The following is a 15,055-nucleotide window of genomic DNA, read 5'->3' on the forward strand; positions in this document are numbered from 1 at the left end:
GGGCCGGCGCTTGCGCCTGCACCGGCAAAGACCCGCCGGTGCAAACGCCCGTTGCGCGCCTTACTCTTCCGTCTTGCCCGCCGCCTTGGCCTTCATCCGCTCCAGCAGCTCTTCCTTGCTGGGGCGCAGGTTCGGGGTCTTGGTCGGGGCCTTGGCCTTCAATTCCTTGCCCGGCTTGGCGCTGGGGTCTTTCTGGCGGCCCTGATCCTTGCTCAGTTTCGGGTTGCCTGATTTTGCGTAATCCATGGGCTGTCGCCTTGTTCTAGATCCTGATCATGCGTCATGCCTGAAACCGGGCACCGCTGCAAGCGGTGCCCAAAGGGCCGGGTTTTGGGGGCAATCGTTAAGATTTCAGGAAGATCAAGGAGCCAAGGCTTTGATTGCATGACGCTTATATCCTGCAACACCGGGGGAATCCCGTGGGCAGGCTCAGGCCATGATCTCTCGCGGAACGATGAAATCGTCCACCACCCCCTGCCCAAAGCCCAGATCCGCCCAGGACTCCACCACAAAATCCACCACCAGCGTGGCCCCTGTGGGGTAGCGGGAAAACTCCGGATTGACGGGCGCATGCGCCACCAGACGGGTCGCAAACTCGGCAATGCCGGGGTTATGCCCGATCATCATCACCGTATCAGCCGTGGCATGGCGCAGCACCGCCAGCATCACATCCGGCCCGGCATGATAGAGTGAGGGCTTGAGCTCCAGCACCGGCGTCGCGGGCAGGGCGGGTGCGATCCCCGCCCAGGTCTTGCGGGTCCGCGCCGCATCGGAACACAGCACCTGACCGGGCACATAGCCCCGGCTGGCCAGCCATTGCCCCAGATCCGCCGCCGCCGCCCGCCCGCGTTCGTTCAGCGGCCGGTCGTGATCCGGCGTCAAAGGATCGTCCCAGCTCGATTTCGCATGTCGCGTCAAGATAAGGCGCTTCATTCCCACTCTCCCCCCGATACGGGCGGTTACCCCGCCCTGTGGAATCGACCCATATGATAGGCCGACTGTTCGCCAAGTCTTGCATAGCCTTGGGACACCGGGCAAGCACGGCGAACCCGGCAGCCGTTCGACAGGCAGTCGGTGCCCTCCGGCTGATCGAGAAAGCTGTGGCAGGCAGGCACATCATAACCCTCCGCCCCCAACGCCCCGACGGGGCAGGCCGTGACGCAAGGCTGCGCGCAGCCTTCGCAGGGCTTATGGGCGGCAGGCAGCTTCAGCGCCTCGCGCAGCACCAACGCCCCCCGGATGCTGACCATCAGCCCTTGGGTGCCATGCACCAGAAGCCTGACCGGGCTGTCCCAGACCCGGCCGGTCCGCAGCGCCCATTGATAGAACGGATCATAGGGCGGCCCGCCAAAGGGAAAGCGCGCCTTGCCGCCCAGATCGCAGGCCAGCCGCCCGATCACCCGGCGCGACCAGCGATCCACCGGATCGGCCCCGCCCCATTCCGGCTGCGCCTTCAGATGCGCCCAGAACCCCGGTTCACGCGGGCCAAGCAACAGCGCGCTGCGCGCCCAATCGGGAAACCCCGCCTCACCCGCACAGTCAAACCCGCCCAGAACCTCCAGAAAGTGCGGCTCCAGCAGCGCGGTCAGACGGTCCAGGCTCAGCTTTGCCATGTGCACCTTTCCAAAATACTCCCGCGCGGCGCGCTCCGACAGCGGCCACCAAGGCCGCCGTCAGATCACCGCCGCACCAGCGGCTTCACCCGCGGCTCGGTCGAACGGATCTGGCTGCCCGCACCATGGTCGGTGAACAGCTCCAGCAGGCAGGCATTCGGGATGCGGCCATCGAGAATCGTCACCGCCCGCGTGCCCTGTTCAATCGCCAGCAGTGCGGTTTCGGTCTTGGGGATCATCCCGCCCGAGATCACGCCATCGGCGGTCAGCTGCCGGATCTCATCCGGGGTGATCTGGGTCATGACCTCGCCAGCGGCGTTCTTGACGCCCTGCACATCGGTCAGCAGCAGCAGACGGTCGGCCTGCAAGGCCCCGGCAATCGCCCCGGCAGCCGTATCGCCGTTCACGTTGAAGGTCTCATTGTCCGCCATGCCGGTGCCGACAGGGGCAATCACCGGGATGATCCCGGCAGTGTACAGATCGCGCAGCACCTGCACGTTCATCTCGACCGGGCGGCCCACGAAGCCGAGCTCTGGATCATCCGCCTCGCACACCATCAGGTCGTCGTCCTTGCCGGAAATGCCGACGGCGCGGCCACCGGCATCCATGATCGCCTGCACGATCCGCTTGTTGACGAGGCCTGACAGGATCATCTCGACCACCTGCACTGTGGCCTTGTCGGTGACGCGCTTGCCCCGCACAAATTCGCTCTTGATGCCCAGCTTGTTCAGCATGTCATTGATCATCGGTCCGCCGCCATGCACCACAACCGGGTTCACCCCGACCTGACGCATCAGCACGATGTCGCGGGCGAATTCGGCCATGGCGGCATCGTCGCCCATGGCATTGCCCCCGAACTTCACCACCACGACCGAGTCGGCGTAGCGTTGCAGATAGGGCAGGGCCTCAGAGAGCATCTTGGCGGTGTTCAGCGCGTCTTGCATGGTCAGGGTCTGCTGTTTCATGGGGCCTCCGGGTTGGGGTGGTTGGTAACGCCTTTGCAGCAAGCTGCCAAGCACCCTGTCCCGCCTTGTCTTTCCCGACCATAAGCGTAGGGTTTGCCCAAGCTCAAGGAGTAGGCCATGACCGAGCAGAAAACCATTGTTCTGACAGGCGCATCGCGCGGCATCGGCCATGCCACGGTCAAGCGGTTTTCAGCCGAAGGGTGGCGGGTGCTGACCTGTTCGCGCCAGCCTTTTGACGCCCGTTGCCCCTGGCCCGGGGGGGAGGACAATCATATTCAGCTTGATCTGGCTGATCCCAACAAGACCATCGCGGCGATTGAGACCATCAAGAGCAAGATCAACGGCCGTCTGGATGCACTGGTCAACAATGCCGGGATCAGCCCGAAGGGGCCGGATGGCGCGCGGCTGAACACTCTGGACACCGATCTGCGGACATGGGGGCAGGTGTTTCATGTCAATTTCTTCTCCTCCGTCATCATGGCGCGCGGGCTGAAGGATGAGCTGGCGGCGGCCAAGGGGTCGGTGGTCAATGTGACCTCGATTGCCGGGGTCAAAGTGCATCCGTTTGCGGGCGCGGCCTATGCCACGTCAAAGGCGGCGCTTGCCGCGCTGACGCGCGAGATGGCGCATGATTTCGGGCCCTTGGGCGTTCGCGTCAACGCGATTGCCCCCGGCGAGGTGGAAACCGCGATCCTGTCTCCGGGCACCGACAAGATTGTCGAAAAGCTGCCGATGCAGCGGCTGGGGCAACCCAAAGAGGTGGCCGATGTGATCTGGTTCCTGTGTTCGGACCAGTCGAGCTATATCTCGGGTGCCGAAATCGAGGTGAACGGCGCGCAGCATGTGTGACGGGCCGCTCGGCGCTCCCTCGCGGGCGCTTCTCGCTGTGTCGGCCCGAGCGAGGAAAGCCGTAAGGCTTGACGAGCGCGCGGACGCCGCGCATACGCGCCGCAGTTCCGGAGGCCACTATGCTTGACGATGCCGACGACATTCACCCGCTGTTTCACGGTGCGCCCAAGGGGCTGGAGTTCCGCAAGCTGCGCAAGCGGCTGGTGCAGCAGGCGCGTGAGGCGATTGAGACCTATGGCATGGCCAAACCGGGCGAGCGTTGGCTGGTCTGCCTGTCGGGCGGCAAGGACAGCTATACCCTTCTGGCGGTGCTGCACGAGCTGAAATGGCGCGGGCTCTTGCCGGTGGACCTTTTGGCCTGCAATCTGGATCAGGGCCAGCCCGGTTTTCCCGCCACCGTGCTGCCCGAGTTTCTGACCCGGATGGAGGTCGAGCACCGGATTGAATATCAGGACACCTATTCGGTGGTGATCGACAAAATCAAGCCGGGCGGCACGATGTGCAGCCTTTGCTCGCGGCTGCGGCGTGGCAACCTCTACCGCGTTGCGCGCGAAGAGGGCTGTTCGACGGTGGTTCTGGGCCATCACCGCGATGATATTCTTGAGACGTTTTTCATGAACCTGTTCCACGGTGGACGCCTTGCCTCAATGCCGCCGCGCCTGTTGAATGAGGATGGTGATCTGTTTGTCGCCCGCCCTTTGGCTTTTGTGGCCGAGGCCGATTGCGACAGGTTTGCCCGCGCCATGGGTTATCCGATCATCCCATGCGATCTGTGCGGGTCGCAGGAAGGCTTGCAGCGCGCGCAGGTTAAAAAGCTGCTGGATGAGTGGGAATCGCGGGTGCCGGGGCGGCGGCAGGTGATGTTCCGGTCCCTGATGAATGTGCGCCCGTCGCATCTGGCTGATCCGGGCCTGTTCGATTTTGCCGGGCTGATGCAGCAAATTGGAACAAATGCAGAAAATCCGCCACAACTTCGGGACCCGGATTAAGGGTTCAGATACCGCACGACCCTAGCCTTGACCCTGCGGGGGGATGGCCCTCCGGCGTTTCGGGGGCGGTATGAACGGAAATGCGTCCATCAGATCAGCAGCTTGGGCGCTGCTTCGTCGGCTTTTTGGTGCGGGTGGGCTGATTCTGCTCTCGGGTCTGACGGTCGCGGGGTATTGGCTGGCGGGGGAACCCGCATTGCTGGCCTTTGCGGTCACCGTGCCGGTGGTTTGCGCCCTCACCGTCTGGCGCAGGCGGACAACGACAGGGGCGGAGGCGGGCCGCGCGAATGGGGTTGCAACCGAAGTGCAGTTTATCGCCAGTCTTGACCGTTTGCTGGCGGACAGCACGGCGCAGGGCCGCACAACCGCTTGTTTCGTGCTGATGTTTGATGATCTGGCGCTGCTGACAGACCGGCATGGCCGGCTTGCGCTTGACCGGGTGGTGCAGCGGACCGGCGAACGTCTGGGCCTTGCCCTGCGTGACGGTGATGGGGTGGCGATGCTGCCGGGGCATGGCTTTGCGGTCAGCCTTGCGCCGGTGCGGCGCTTCGATCTGGAAATGGCGGTGCAGATGGCGGCGCGGTTGCAGGCGGCTGTCACAGCACCGCTGGTGGTCGATGACCTGACCGTGCATCCGTCGCTGTCGGTGGGTTTCTGTCTTGCCGACCGGGCACCCGCCCCGTTGGGTGCATCCTTGCTGGAGGCTGCACAGGCAGCGGCGGATGAGGCGCTGCGCAACGGCCCCGGCGCCTTGCGTGCGTTTCAGCCAGAGATGGCCCGCCGCCGCGCAGACCGTGCCGCATTGCGCGCCGGGCTGGAGGCTGCATTGGACGACGGCCAGATCCGCCCGTGGTTCCAGCCGCAGATCTCGACCGACACCGGCGAAATTACGGGTTTTGAGGCGCTTGCCCGCTGGCAACATCCGGACCGCGGGATTGTGCCGCCCGCCGAATTTCTGCCACTTGCTGAAGAGGCCGGGCTGTCTGAACGGTTGGGTGAGGTGATGTTGTACGGGGCGCTGTCGGCGCTGAACCGCTGGGACAAGGCCGGGCATAGTGTGCCGCGCGTGTCTGTCAACTTTTCCGGGGCCGAACTGCGCAATCCGCGATTGCCCGACAGGCTGCACTGGGAGCTTGACCGTTTTTCCCTGCTGCCGGAACGGCTGACGATCGAGGTGCTGGAAACGGTCGCGGCGCGGTCTGACGATGACGTGATCGTCACCAATCTGGCGCGGATTGCCGAACTGGGTTGCGGCATTGATCTGGATGATTTCGGCACCGGCCAGGCGTCCATCGTCAACATAAGGCGGTTTGCGATCCGGCGGATCAAGGTCGACCGCTGCTTTGTCACCCGCTGCGACACCGACCCCGATCAGAAACGGATGGTCGCGGCGATCCTGTCTTTGTGCGAACATCTGGGGTTGGAGACTGTTGCCGAAGGCGTCGAAACCCCGGGGGAGCATGTGACCGTGGCGCAACTGGGCTGCGGCCATGTTCAGGGCTTTGGCATCGCCCGCCCGATGGCGGTGGAAGACACCTTTGCCTGGATCGACCGGCATGACCGCGCCCGCCAGCATGCCACGCCATTCGGGCAGAAGGGATGACCGCCGGGTGCTATAGGGGGCAGCCCGATGCCTGCTGGCTGTGGGACGGGTTTCTTGCCGGCAACGGGTTTGCGGGATCAATACTCGGGAACAAACAGGAATACCGCTTGACCTTTGCCGCCCCCTTCTGTTGAACGACCGCTGACCTGAACAATGGCGGCGGAAGTCCCGATGGACGATCAAAACAAGAACCTTATCCTGGCAACCGTGCTGTCCTTCGTGGTCATCATGGTCTGGTTTGTGCTGTTTCCACCGCCTGAACCGGTGATTGACCCCAATGCGCCGGCGGTGACCGCAGTGGATGGCACCCAGCCGCCCGCCGCCGCGCAGCCGACCGCCACGGTCGCCGCAGATGGTGCCGCCCCGGCCGCCGAAGCGCCGCGCCTGACCATCGACACGCCCGAGCTGACCGGCTCGATCTCGCTGCTGGGGGGCCGGATTGATGATCTGGAGCTGAAAACCTACCGGCAGACGCTGGACGAGAATTCCGGCATCGTGCGTCTGCTGGCCCCTGTCGGGCAGGCCAATGCCTATTACGCGCTGTTTGGCTGGGGCCCGGCCGGGGCGCTGGGGTTCGAAGATGTTCCCGGGGCAAACACCGAATGGACGCCTGCCGGTGGCGGCACCCTGTCGCCGGGTCAGCCGGTCACTCTGCGGTGGGACAATGGCAGTGGCCTGAATTTCACCCGCGAAATCGCGGTGGATGACCATTTCATGTTCACCGTAACCGAAAGCGTGCAGAACACCGGCGCGGCAGAGGCGCGGTTGTTCCCCTATGGCATCGTGGCGCGTCATGGCAAACCCACCAATCTTGAGAACTTCTTTGTCAGCCACGAAGGCGTCGTGGCCCGCGCCGATGGCAAGCTGACCGAGACCAAATATGACAAGGTGGCCGACCTGCCGCTGGTCGCGCGCGAAGGCGCTCAGGCGACGGTGGTCGAGGCGCAGACCGATGGCTGGATCGGCTTTACCGACAAGTACTGGATGACGGTTCTGGTGCCGGAACAGGGCAAGCCCTTTACCTCGGTCACCAAATACGTGCCGCAGGCCGATATCTACCAGACGGAAACCCGCCAGCAGGTGGTTGCCGTTGCCCCGGGTGAAACGGTGACGTCGACGCAGCGGCTGTTTGCCGGGGCCAAGCAGTGGGAAACCCTGCGCGCCTATCAGAACGATGGCGCGGTCGAAGGAACAGCCCAGCCTATCCCGGGTTTTATCGACACGATTGACTGGGGCTGGTTCTTTTTCCTGACCAAGCCGATCTTTGCCGTTCTGCACTGGCTGAACGCCAACATCGGCAACATGGGTCTGGCGATCATCGGGCTGACCTTCATCCTCAAGCTGCTGGTGCTGCCGCTGGCCTATAAATCCTATGTCAGCATGGCGCGGATGAAAGAGCTGCAGCCCGAGATGGAGGCGCTTAAAGAGCGTGCCGGTGACGACAAGCAGATGATGCAGCGCGAGATGATGAAGCTGTACAAGGATAAGAAGGTGAACCCCGCCGCGGGCTGTCTGCCGATCCTGATCCAGATTCCGATCTTCTTTGCGCTGTACAAGGTGATCTTTGTCACCATCGAACTGCGCCACGCGCCGTTCTTTGGCTGGCTGCGCGATCTGTCGGCCCCCGACACCTCGTCGATCTTCAACCTGTTCGGCCTGCTGCCCTGGGCCGCGCCGGAGCCTGGCACCATCCTTGCGCTGATCTTCATCGGCATTCTGCCAATCCTGCTGGGCATCTCGATGTGGTTGCAGCAAAAGCTGAACCCCGCACCCACCGATCCGACCCAGCAGATGATCTTTGCGTGGATGCCTTGGGTGTTCATGTTCATGTTGGGCGGTTTTGCCAGCGGTCTGGTCGTGTACTGGATCACCAACAACGTGATCACCTTTACCCAGCAATACGCTATCATGCGCAGCCACGGGCACAAGCCGGACCTGTTCGGCAACATCAAATCGGGCTTCAAGAAAAAGCCCGCGGTTGTTCCGGTGGCTGACAAGAGCGCGAAGCCGAAGAAGAAATGATGCGGCTGGCCCAGATCTGCCGCCATCCGATCAAATCCATCGGCTTTGAGGAACTGGCAAGCGCGTCCCTGACCGAGGGGCGCGCTTTGCCGTTTGACCGGGAATGGGCGGTGCTGCACGACGCGGCGAAGGTTGGCGCACTGACGCAATGGGTTCACAAGATGAACTTCCTGCGCGGTGTGGCGGGGCCAGAGCTGATGGCGATCCGCGCGCAGCTGGATGAGGGCGCGCGCCGGGTGACGCTGACCCATCCGACAGCGGGTGAGATCACGGTTGCGCCTGACACTGACGGCGACCGGCTGCTGGACTGGCTGCGCCCGTTGTGGCCAGCGGACAAGCCGGCACCTGTGCGGGTGGATCACTTGCCCGGGCAGGCGATGACCGATGTGCCGGAACCGTTTGTGGCGGTGCTGAACACAGCCTCCAACGCCGATCTGGGCGCGCGGATGGGGCAGGACCTGTCGCTGCACCGCTGGCGCGGCAACCTGTGGCTGGATGGGATGGCACCCTGGGCTGAGTTCAATCTGATCGGCCGCACCCTGCGCGTGGGCGGTGCCGAGCTGCGGATCGAACGGCGGATCACGCGCTGTCTGGCCACCACCGTGAACCCCGATACGGGCGTGTCCGATGCAGACACGCTTGGCGCATTACGGGCCGCTTTTGGCCATCAGGACTTTGGCACCTATGCTTTGGTCATCAAATCCGGTCCCATCGCGATTGGTGACCAAGTGGAGGTGCTATGAGCGCTGCACGTTTCCCCCTTGCCGAGCTGCCGGAAACTGAACCGCGCGAAAAGGGCCGCCTGCTGTTTGCCGGGCCGGTCGATTTTGTCAAAGGTGTGGTCGCGATGTCCGGCCTGCCCCCGGCGGACCGGGTCGAGGTGTGTTTTGCCGGACGCTCGAACGTTGGCAAATCCAGCCTGATCAACGCGCTGACCGGGCGCAAGACGCTGGCGCGTGCGTCAAACACGCCGGGGCGGACGCAAGAGATCAACTTTTTTGCGCTGGGGGACCAGCGCTATATGGTCGACCTTCCCGGCTATGGCTATGCCGAGGCTCCGCTGGCCGTGGTGGAAAAGTGGCAGGCGCTGCTGCGGTCCTATCTGCAGGGGCGCCAGACGCTGCGCCGGGCCTTTGTGCTGGTCGACATGCGGCATGGGGTCAAGGCGGTGGATCAGGAGATCCTGTCGCTTCTGGACAAATCTGCCGTGACCTTTCAGGTCGTGCTGACCAAGGCCGACAAGGTAAACGCCGCCACCCGGGAAGAGACGATTGCGCAGGTGCAGGCATCCTTGACCAAGCATCCGGCGGCGTATCCGGAGATCGTGGTGACCAGCTCGGAAAAGGGTGAGGGGGTCGAGACCCTACGCGCGATCATCGCCACTTTGGTGTGAGGCGTCATGGCCCGGGTCTGCCCCCGGCACCGGGTCATAGCCGTGGCCGCCCCAGGGGTGGCAGCGGCACAGGCGATGCACTGTCAGATAACCGCCCTTGATCCCGCCATGGCGCTGTAACGCGTCGAGCGCATAGGCCGAGCAGGTGGGTTGGAAGCGGCAGCCATGGCCGACCCAAGGCGACAGCAGCAGACGGTAGGCGCGCACCGGCAGGGCCAGCAGATGCGCCAGCGGCGTCACGCACGCACGCTATGGATGGCGCGCAGCGCGGTTTCCAGATCGGTCAGCAGTTGGGCGAAGGGGCGGTCCACCGTCACACCGGGGCGCGCGACCAGCACGTAATCCCAACCCGGCTGTCCCAGCTGCGGCAGCACGGCGCGCGCCACTTCGCGCAGACGGCGCTTGGCGCGGTTGCGGAACACGGCGTTGCCGATTTTCTTTGAGGCTGTAAAGCCGACCTGCACGCCCGGCTTGCCATCAGCCCGAAAGCGCGCCTGCACCAGAAAGCCACCGGCCCCTTGTCTGCGCGCCGAAGCGGTGCGCAGGAATTCGGGGCGGTGGCGCATGGTCGTTATGCAAAAGGAAACCGCCGAAGGCGCGATGGGCGCTTCGGCAGCGATGCCTTGGCCCATTTCCTCCGGCGGCGTCATATCTTGCCTGTCCATAAGCGGCCCTGATCGGGGCCGGAAACCTTATGCCGACAGCTTGTGACGGCCCTTGGCGCGGCGGGCGGCCAGCACCAGACGACCACCTTTGGTGGCCATGCGGGCGCGGAAACCATGGCGGCGCTTGCGGACCAGGTTGGACGGTTGAAATGTGCGCTTCATCGCGGCTCTCCATCAGACGGCTTGCCCGAACCCCAAGGATTCGAGGGCAGGGAACTTGAAGCCCGTCCTTTACGCAGGCTTGGCCCCCAAGTCAACGCAAGGCAGCCGGATTTTGCACAACAAATCGCAGATGCCCCTTGCGCAGGGCCGCCGGTCAGCGCCGAAGCTGTGTCAAACCCTGCCGTTTCGATCAAGGCGGCGTGAGGAGCCTGTCGCATTTGGGCTTTGCTGAAACAAGTTCGGGGGAGACCGCGTAACACATCTGTCACAGACCGAGAGGATGCCATGCCCACCCCCCCGAAGGAAACCGCCAATCCATGGCTGAAGCGTCTGCCGTTTCTGGTCATTCTAACCGTTGCCGTGCTGGGCGCGGTCTTGTTGCGCGACCAGATCAGCTTTGAGGCATTGGCCCGGCACCGCGATACGCTGCTGGCGTTTCGTGACAGCAATCTGGCCTTGGCCAGTCTTGGCTTTGTGGCGGCCTATGTCGTCATTGTGGCTTTCAGCCTGCCGGGGGCAACGATTGCCACGCTGACCGGCGGCTTTCTGTTCGGGCTGTTTCCGGGGGTGTTCTACAATGTTGCTGGAGCGACCATCGGGGCTGCGGGCGTGTTTCTGGCGGCGCGCGCCGGGTTCGGGGCTGACGTGGCGGCGCGGATCACCGAAAAGGGAGGGGCTGCGGCGCGGTTACAGCAGGGGTTGCGCGAAAACGAATGGTCGGCGCTGCTGATCATGCGGCTGGTGCCAGCGGTGCCGTTTTTTATCGCCAACCTGCTGCCCGCCTTTGTCGGCACTTCGTTGTTCCCGTTTGTGGTGACAACATTTCTGGGGATCATTCCGGGCACCTTCGTGTTTACTTGGGTAGGGACTGGTCTGGGAGAGGTGTTTGCGCGCGGCGAGACGCCGGATCTGTCGATCATCTTCGCACCACAGATCCTTGGGCCAATTCTGGGGCTGGCGGCATTGTCGGCTTTGCCCATCGTGATGAAACGCTTCAACAAAGGGGCCTGAGATGAGCGTGACAGAGACCGACATCTGCATCATCGGCGCAGGCTCCGGCGGCTTGTCCATTGCGGCAGGCGCTGTGCAGATGGGTGCCCGCGTTGTGCTGATCGAGGGCGGCGAGATGGGCGGCGATTGCCTGAACGCGGGCTGCATCCCGTCAAAGGCGCTGATCGCGGCGGCCAAGGCGGCGCAGGCGATGCGCGACGGGGCGCGCTTCGGGATCACGCCGACAGAGCCGGAGGTCGATTTCGGCGCGGTCAAGGATCACGTGGCGCGGGTCATCGACACCATCGCGCCGGTGGACAGCCAGGAGCGGTTTGAGGGTCTGGGCGTGCGCGTCATCCGCGACTGGGCCCGCTTTACCGGGCCGGATGAGGTAGAGGCGGGGCATCACCGTATCAGGGCCCGCCGCTTTGTCATCGCCACCGGCAGCCGCCCCTTGGTGCCGCCGATTCCGGGCGTCGACTCGGTGCCCTATCTGACCAATGAGACGATCTTTGCCCTGCGCGACCGGCCCGGACATCTGCTGATCATCGGTGGCGGCCCCATCGGGATGGAGATGGCGCAGGCGCATCGGCGGCTGGGTTGTCAGGTGACGGTGATTGAGGGCGCAAAGGCCTTTGGCCGCGACGACCCCGAGCTGTCGGCCATCGTGCTGGCCAATCTGCGGGCCGAGGGGGTGGAGATTCTGGAAGATGCCAAGGTCGCCGCATTGTCGGGGCAGGCGGGCGATATCACCGTTGCGCTGGAAGACGGCCGAAGCGTACGGGGCACGCATCTGCTGCTGGCGGTGGGGCGCAAGGTGCATCTGGATCAGCTGAACCTTGACGCGGCGGGCGTGAAGCATGACCGCAAGGGCGTGACGGTGGGGGCCGATCTGCGCAGCACCAACCGCCGGGTCTATGCGGTGGGCGATGCGGCGGGCGGGCTGCAGTTCACCCATGTGGCGGGCTATCATGCGGGCGTGGTGATCCGGCAGATTGTGCTGGGCCTGCCAGCCAAGACCAGCACCCGCCACATTCCTTGGGTCACCTATACCGACCCCGAGCTGGCGCAGGTCGGCCTGACCGAAGCCGAAGCGCGCAAGGCGCATGGCAGCGCGTTGACGGTGCTGCGGCAGGAGTTCGCGCACAATGACCGCGCGCAGGCCGAGGGCAAGCCCAAGGGCCTGCTGAAGCTGATGGTGGTCAAGGGTCGCCCGGTCGGGGCGTCCATCGTGGGGCCGCAGGCGGGTGAGCTGATCGGGCTTTGGGCCTTTGCAATTGTTTCGCGCGCGAAAATCTCGGCCATTGCCGGGATGGTCGCGCCCTACCCGACTTTGGGCGAAATCTCGAAACGCGCGGCAGGAGCCTATTTTTCCCCCAAACTCTTTGATAATCCTATGCTCAAGCGGTTTGTGCGGCTGGTGCAGAAGGTTCTGCCCTGACGCAGACGACAGGAGGGTGAAGCAGCGTGAAGGCGGGACGAGGCGGGTTTTTCAAGACGCTCTCGGGGCGGTTCCTGCTGCTGACGATTGCCTTTGTCATGCTGGCCGAGGTGCTGATTCTGGTGCCGTCCATCGCGCGGTTCCGGGCCGATTATCTGCTGCTGCGTCTGGAAAAGGCGCAGATCGCCTCGCTGGCGCTGCTGACCACGGATGAGGTGATCGCCCCCGATCTGGAGGCGGAACTGCTGGTGAATGCGGGCGTGTTCAACGTGGTGCTGCGGCGCGACGAGGTGCGGCAACTGGTGCTGTCTTCCCCCATTCCGGCAGCAATTTATGACACCTATGACCTGCGCATGTCTGGCCCGTGGGAGCTGATACGCGATGCCTTTGTTGTGCTGCGCGACCCGGTGAACCGGGTGATCCGCGTCATCGGCAACCCGGTGCAGCAGGCGGGCCTGCTGATCGAGGTGACCATGGAGACCGGGCCGCTGCGGGCAGCGATGGTGGAATACGGGTTGCGCATTCTGGTGCTGTCGGTGCTGATTTCCGCAGTGACGGCGGTGCTGCTGTTCATATCGGTGCAGCGGATGATCGTCATCCCGATCCAGCGGGTGGTGCGCCACATGCAGGCCTATGCCGAGGCCCCTGAGGATGCGCGCCGGGTGATCGCCCCGACCTCGCCCGTGGTAGAGCTGCGGGCGGCCGAGGATGCGCTGGAAAGCATGCAAAAACAGCTGACCGGGGCCTTGCGGCAAAAGGAACGGCTGGCACAGCTGGGCGGGGCGGTGGCCAAGATCAGTCACGATCTGCGCAACATCCTGACAACCGCCCAGCTTTTCGCCGACCGGATCGAGGGCAGCGCCGACCCGATGGTGGCCCGCGCGGCACCCAAGCTGGTGAACTCGATCAGCCGCGCGGTCAGCCTGTGCGAGTCGACGCTTGCCTTCGGCAAGGCCGAAGAGCCGCCGCCGCGCCTGGAACGCCTGACCCTGCGCCCGCTGGTCGAAGAGGTGGTAGAGGCCGAGGGCCTGCTGGGCGAAAGTCCGGTGACGGCACTGATCGACATCCCCCCCGGCTTTACCCTGCGCGCCGACAGTGAACAGCTGTACCGCGTGCTGTCCAATCTGGTGCGCAACGCCCGGCAGGCGATGGAGGCTGTGGGGCAGGGCGGCGTGGTCGAGGTGTCTGCCGGGGAGGATGACGCGGCCTGGTGGCTGCGGGTTGGGGACACGGGTCCGGGGCTGCCGGCCAAGGCGCGCGAGCATCTGTTTGCCGCGTTTCAGGGCGGGGCGCGCAAGGGCGGGGCGGGGCTGGGGCTGGCGATTTCGGCCGAGCTGGTGCGGGGGCATGGCGGGCGGCTGGATCTGGCGCGCAGCGATTCTGACGGCACGCAGTTCCTGATTCAGCTGCCGAAACAGGTTTCGGAAAACAGTCTTGTGTCCGGGTGACTTTTGCCCTTGCAAACCCCGGCGGGGGCCGCTAAATCCGCCCCCATAGTGGACCCGTAGCTCAGCTGGATAGAGCATCAGACTACGAATCTGAGGGTCGGGCGTTCGAATCGCTCCGGGTTCACCATCCCCCCTCTTGTAAACTCCAGGCAAAACTGCCTTTTGCGTCACGAAATTGCTTCGTGGCGTGTTCTGGCATGTCTGGCTTTCGGTTCAGCCGCATTTAGGTTGTGGGCCTTATGGGTTTCAATCTGACGGATCGGGTTTGTGCCTTCACCGCCTCTCGGGCAGCGCCTCCGGCGATCTGGTCTGACCGGAAACACAGTTTCCGGCGGAACAGAGTGTGCGGAGGGCGAAGCCCGACCCACGGCCCTGCGGATGACTGTCAATGGTGATCGGGGGCCTTGGCGCGGCCCGCAGGCGCAGCCGAGGACACGGGGCCACCGATCACGCCGCCTTTGGGCGGCGCTTGCCGATTGACCGGCATCCGCAGGGATGCTGGGCGGTCCAAAGAAATGGAAGTGTCGTCAGACGCGGCGCGAGCCGGGCAAGGCCTGGTTGAGTGCCGCGTCTGTCCATTGAGTGACTTGGCCCGCGCTGCTGCGCGGGCCTCCGCGTTCGCCTATGAAATGTCGAAAAGTGCCCCTAGAGGACGATCAGAGCTATTGTTCGCCGGTGTCCCGGTCGATGACTAGGCTCCAGACTCATTGATCGTCATAGCCAGAACATGACTGTTGCGGCGAGGGCGACGGCGGAGAGGAAGACCTTCGGGCACCTGTCGTAGCGTGTTGCGACCCGTCGCCAGTCCTTGATCCGCCCGAACATGATCTCGATGCGGTTGCGGCGTTTGTAGCGTCGCTTGTCATGCTTGATGGGTTTGCCGCGCGACTTCCTGCCGGGAATGCAGGGCTTTAT

17 protein-coding genes and 1 tRNA gene are annotated in these 15,055 nt (G+C 64.2%); 10 read left to right on the forward strand and 8 right to left on the reverse strand.

The genetic code is table 11. The features are described 5' to 3' along the window. Positions 1–60 precede the first annotated feature (60 nt). The 4 genes from Q7J44_RS01880 to argB form a co-directional block, all read right to left on the reverse strand. Positions 61–246, reverse strand: coding sequence for a hypothetical protein (locus tag Q7J44_RS01880; RefSeq protein ID WP_304876452.1), 186 nt, complete (start codon positions 244–246; stop codon positions 61–63). A gap of 183 nt (positions 247–429) precedes the next feature. Next, positions 430–933 carry a histidine phosphatase family protein gene (locus Q7J44_RS01885; protein ID WP_304876454.1) on the reverse strand — a complete coding sequence of 168 codons (504 nt, stop codon included), beginning with the start codon at positions 931–933 and terminating at the stop codon, positions 430–432. 26 nt (positions 934–959) lie between these two features. Continuing rightward, positions 960–1,613: a ferredoxin gene (locus Q7J44_RS01890; protein ID WP_304876456.1), complete on the reverse strand. Its 654-nt coding sequence runs from the start codon at positions 1,611–1,613 to the stop codon at positions 960–962. Between the two features lie 65 nt (positions 1,614–1,678). Next, positions 1,679–2,557 carry an acetylglutamate kinase gene (gene argB, locus Q7J44_RS01895; protein WP_370692937.1) on the reverse strand — a complete coding sequence of 293 codons (879 nt, stop codon included), beginning with the start codon at positions 2,555–2,557 and terminating at the stop codon, positions 1,679–1,681. A 138-nt stretch (positions 2,558–2,695) separates the two neighbouring features. On the opposite strand from argB, the gene Q7J44_RS01900 reads away from it, so the two are divergent. From Q7J44_RS01900 to yihA, 6 genes are all read left to right on the forward strand, one after another. Further along, on the forward strand, positions 2,696–3,427 hold the full coding sequence (locus Q7J44_RS01900; RefSeq protein ID WP_304876460.1) for an SDR family NAD(P)-dependent oxidoreductase: 732 nt from the start codon (positions 2,696–2,698) through the stop codon (positions 3,425–3,427). Positions 3,428–3,546: 119 nt separating this feature from the next. Further along, positions 3,547–4,416, forward strand: a complete 870-nt coding sequence (gene ttcA / locus Q7J44_RS01905) for a tRNA 2-thiocytidine(32) synthetase TtcA (RefSeq protein WP_304876462.1) — start codon at positions 3,547–3,549, stop codon at positions 4,414–4,416. 70 nt (positions 4,417–4,486) lie between these two features. After that, positions 4,487–6,019 (forward strand): bifunctional diguanylate cyclase/phosphodiesterase, encoded by a 1,533-nt coding sequence (locus tag Q7J44_RS01910; protein ID WP_304876464.1) that lies wholly within the window; start codon positions 4,487–4,489, stop codon positions 6,017–6,019. Positions 6,020–6,190: 171 nt separating this feature from the next. After that, complete coding sequence (yidC, locus tag Q7J44_RS01915; RefSeq protein WP_304876466.1) at positions 6,191–8,041, forward strand: membrane protein insertase YidC; 1,851 nt, start codon at positions 6,191–6,193, stop codon at positions 8,039–8,041. Then, positions 8,041–8,784, forward strand: a complete 744-nt coding sequence (locus tag Q7J44_RS01920) for an MOSC domain-containing protein (RefSeq protein WP_370692936.1) — start codon at positions 8,041–8,043, stop codon at positions 8,782–8,784. Before yidC ends, Q7J44_RS01920 begins: the two co-directional genes overlap by 1 nt. Continuing rightward, the gene (gene yihA / locus Q7J44_RS01925; RefSeq protein WP_304876470.1) at positions 8,781–9,434 is read left to right on the forward strand and encodes a ribosome biogenesis GTP-binding protein YihA/YsxC; all 654 of its coding nucleotides are present in this window, start codon (positions 8,781–8,783) and stop codon (positions 9,432–9,434) included. The genes Q7J44_RS01920 and yihA overlap by 4 nt, the downstream gene beginning before the upstream one ends. On the opposite strand, the gene yidD is transcribed toward yihA, so the two are convergent. The 3 genes from yidD to rpmH all read right to left on the reverse strand — a co-directional run bounded on the left by yidD (position 9,405) and on the right by rpmH (position 10,261). Continuing rightward, on the reverse strand, positions 9,405–9,674 hold the full coding sequence (yidD, locus tag Q7J44_RS01930; protein WP_304876472.1) for a membrane protein insertion efficiency factor YidD: 270 nt from the start codon (positions 9,672–9,674) through the stop codon (positions 9,405–9,407). The two genes, yihA and yidD, sit on opposite strands and share 30 nt — an antisense overlap. Next, positions 9,671–10,000: a ribonuclease P protein component gene (gene rnpA, locus Q7J44_RS01935; protein ID WP_370692938.1), complete on the reverse strand. Its 330-nt coding sequence runs from the start codon at positions 9,998–10,000 to the stop codon at positions 9,671–9,673. The genes yidD and rnpA overlap by 4 nt, the downstream gene beginning before the upstream one ends. A 126-nt stretch (positions 10,001–10,126) precedes the next feature. Further along, complete coding sequence (gene rpmH / locus Q7J44_RS01940) at positions 10,127–10,261, reverse strand: 50S ribosomal protein L34 (RefSeq protein WP_118149560.1); 135 nt, start codon at positions 10,259–10,261, stop codon at positions 10,127–10,129. A gap of 285 nt (positions 10,262–10,546) precedes the next feature. Here rpmH and Q7J44_RS01945 point away from each other — a divergent pair, with 285 nt between their 5' ends. The 4 genes from Q7J44_RS01945 (at position 10,547) to Q7J44_RS01960 (ending at position 14,267) form a co-directional block, all read left to right on the forward strand. Then, positions 10,547–11,272 (forward strand): TVP38/TMEM64 family protein, encoded by a 726-nt coding sequence (locus Q7J44_RS01945; RefSeq protein ID WP_304876476.1) that lies wholly within the window; start codon positions 10,547–10,549, stop codon positions 11,270–11,272. A 1-nt stretch (position 11,273) separates the two neighbouring features. Continuing rightward, positions 11,274–12,692 carry an NAD(P)/FAD-dependent oxidoreductase gene (locus tag Q7J44_RS01950; protein ID WP_304876478.1) on the forward strand — a complete coding sequence of 473 codons (1,419 nt, stop codon included), beginning with the start codon at positions 11,274–11,276 and terminating at the stop codon, positions 12,690–12,692. Between the two features lie 98 nt (positions 12,693–12,790). Next, positions 12,791–14,140 carry a HAMP domain-containing sensor histidine kinase gene (locus Q7J44_RS01955; protein WP_304876483.1) on the forward strand — a complete coding sequence of 450 codons (1,350 nt, stop codon included), beginning with the start codon at positions 12,791–12,793 and terminating at the stop codon, positions 14,138–14,140. 50 nt (positions 14,141–14,190) lie between these two features. Then, a tRNA-Arg gene (locus Q7J44_RS01960) sits at positions 14,191–14,267 on the forward strand. Positions 14,268–14,854: 587 nt separating this feature from the next. Here the strand turns inward: Q7J44_RS01960 and Q7J44_RS01965 are convergent. Further along, the coding region (locus Q7J44_RS01965; protein ID WP_304876479.1) for a transposase at positions 14,855–15,055 on the reverse strand (201 nt) is incomplete at its 5' end.

This window comes from Pseudotabrizicola sp. (genome assembly GCF_030656345.1).
Classification (GTDB): Bacteria; Pseudomonadota; Alphaproteobacteria; order Rhodobacterales; family Rhodobacteraceae; genus Pseudotabrizicola.